Source organism: Acetivibrio sp. MSJd-27 (genome assembly GCF_018918095.1).
Lineage (GTDB): Bacteria > Bacillota > Clostridia > UMGS1840 > HGM11507 > HGM11507.
The window spans coordinates 1-2,192 of the sequence record NZ_JAHLPV010000084.1; the positions used below are offsets into that span (position 1 = coordinate 1).

At 41.2% G+C, this 2,192-nt stretch carries 4 protein-coding genes and 1 tRNA gene; all 5 read right to left on the bottom strand.

The annotated features are described in order from the left end of the window. Nucleotides 1-139: 139 nt before the first annotated feature. A complete protein-coding gene (locus KQI32_RS13140; protein WP_253291214.1) occupies nt 140-478 on the bottom strand; it encodes a DUF86 domain-containing protein in 339 nt (112 codons plus the stop codon). Then, nucleotides 462-782 (bottom strand): nucleotidyltransferase family protein, encoded by a 321-nt coding sequence (locus KQI32_RS13145; protein WP_216426080.1) that lies wholly within the window; start codon nt 780-782, stop codon nt 462-464. Before KQI32_RS13145 ends, KQI32_RS13140 begins: the two co-directional genes overlap by 17 nt. 31 nt (nt 783-813) lie before the next feature. Beyond that, a tRNA-Leu gene (locus KQI32_RS13150) sits at nt 814-900 on the bottom strand. A gap of 275 nt (nt 901-1,175) precedes the next feature. After that, nucleotides 1,176-2,042, bottom strand: coding sequence for a DNA-3-methyladenine glycosylase (locus KQI32_RS13155; RefSeq protein WP_253291215.1), 867 nt, complete (start codon nt 2,040-2,042; stop codon nt 1,176-1,178). Nucleotides 2,043-2,104: 62 nt separating this feature from the next. Continuing rightward, a partial coding sequence (locus KQI32_RS13160; protein WP_216425076.1) for an IS3 family transposase occupies nt 2,105-2,192 on the bottom strand: 88 nt, incomplete at its 5' end.

The window sequence follows — 2,192 nt, forward strand, 5'->3', positions numbered from 1 at the left end:
CTTTTGCTTTGCGTGCGATTTCCTCCGGCGTTCTTTTTCTTCTTGGCATAGTAAAACCTCCAAACTCAGTATTTATTATATACCTGTTTGGAGGTTTACACAATCTTTGTAAAAGACTCTCCTCAGATGCCCTTTAATATTAAACTATAAACTTTTTACAATATTCTTTTAAATCAGGGATGTCACAGGTAGCGGTTTCCCAAAGAATATCGATATCAATTTCACCGTAATTGTGTGCTGCGATATTCCGCATTGCTTTAATTTCACGCCAAGGCATTGCATTGTTCTCAACCTTGAACCTATCGGACAATTTGCCGACTAATTCACCGATTTGAAGAATGCACATTGAAATCGCATTGCGTGCAACAAAATCTTCTGTGAAAGATTCATGGGTCAGATTAAAGCGTGAAATGGTTGCACTGATTTCATCAGAATATTGTATGATTTTCTTAAGTACAATTTCATCTCTGGTATTCATAGAGAACCACCTCATCTCTGACAGAATCCTTAATAAGCGAGCGGTTGAGCGAGGAATATGTCATTACATCAACATCTTTACCAAGCTTATCCTGAAGTGAATTTATAAAGCTGTTAAGCATAAACAAGCCTTTAATATCACCTTTGTCAATAAGCAAATCAATGTCGCTTTCAGATGTCTGCTTGCCGGTAGAGTAAGATCCAAACAATGCAACCTTTTTAACACCGTATTGTTTGGCAATGTCACTAACAATCATACGAAGCTCATCAACAGAATATACAGTCATAAATTCACCGCCTTTCATAAAAAATCCTGTATCATACGATACAGGATTGTGGTGCGGATAAGAGGACTTGAACCTCCATGAAATTGCTTTCACATGGACCTGAACCATGCGCGTCTGCCAATTCCGCCATATCCGCATATCAATCTTGACCGCATCTATAGTTTAACACAAAAAGAAGAATTAATCAAGATATAATCATATATTAAGTTGTAGGTAGAAACTTTTCACCGATGTGACGCGAGCAGAAGCTAGCGCGTCTGCCAATTCCGCCATATCCGCATATCTTTAATACGTTTATATTATACCATAAATTTTTGTTTTGTCAACTATTATTTTGAATTTTTATTTTTTTATTTCTAGGAAAATTTTAGATGTTCAAAGATGCCCCTCCGCACAGGGTATTTTCTCCCGTTAAAGCTTTCCCGCCGCTTTTGCCTCCCTGGCATAATAAAAAAGATACTGCTGGGCGAATCCGCTGTACGCGCCGAATCTTTTTTCCGAATAAGCCGGAATCTCCTTTTCCTTCACCCCGTACAAAGCCAGCATGGCTTTCTTCATCCAAGTATCCACCGGAAAAGCGTCAAACCGTCCGCAGGAAAACAAAAGAACACAGTCCGCAACCTTCTGCCCCACACCGTTTATCTGCATCAGTATTTTTTTCGCCTGCTCATAGGGCAGACTGCGGATTTCTTCCCGTGAAACGAGTCCCCCGTTCACCTTCCGGATTGCATCAACAATATAAGTATCCCGGTATCCGATTTTCAGGAAAGACAAATCCTCCGCCTTCAAATCTCTCACTTGTTCCGCAGTTGGAAAGGTATAATAGTATCTCCCCTTATATTCCCGCCGTGTTCCAAAGCGTTCCGCAAAAGCCTCCACCGCCTTTTTGATTTTTGGTATATTGTTCTGCTGAGAAAGAATGAAGGAAAGCAGACATTCAAAGAAATCCTGCTGGAGTATTCGGATTCCGTAGCCGTGGCAGATCGCCTCCCTCATCACCGGCTCACAGCCCAGTGTCCGCTTGATCCGCGCATAATCTCTGCCGCAGTCCAGAAAACGGCTCCACTCCTTCTCAAACGCTTCCCTTGTCACGTTTTCGATCAAAACCGAATCCCCTCTTTTGGAAAACACCGCCATCGTTCCAAACGCTACGCCGGAAAACGCGCCGCTCTCTTCCTCACGGAACCGAAAGCACTGCCCGCAGTCAAAAGTATGCCGCAAATCAAAATCATCGAATTTTTGAAGAAGAATTCCTTCCGCAGTCTCCTTGATTATCATATTTCTCACGTATAATTAAACCATCTCGAAATGTACTGACCCCAAAAAGTTAGACAAAATTTTCAAGCTACACAACAGGATTGAAGTCTGAATTGAACCGGACTCAATCCTTTTAATTTTGCTTTAATTCTTTTATTATTATAGTACCAT

Bases quoted from the DNA above. Each gene is read 5' to 3' on its own strand.
- KQI32_RS13140 (WP_253291214.1), bottom strand. From the start codon at position 478: ATGAATACCAGAGATGAAATTGTACTTAAGAAAATCATACAATATTCT.
- KQI32_RS13145 (WP_216426080.1), bottom strand. From the start codon at position 782: ATGAAAGGCGGTGAATTTATGACTGTATATTCTGTTGATGAGCTTCGT.
- KQI32_RS13155 (WP_253291215.1), bottom strand. From the start codon at position 2,042: ATGATAATCAAGGAGACTGCGGAAGGAATTCTTCTTCAAAAATTCGAT.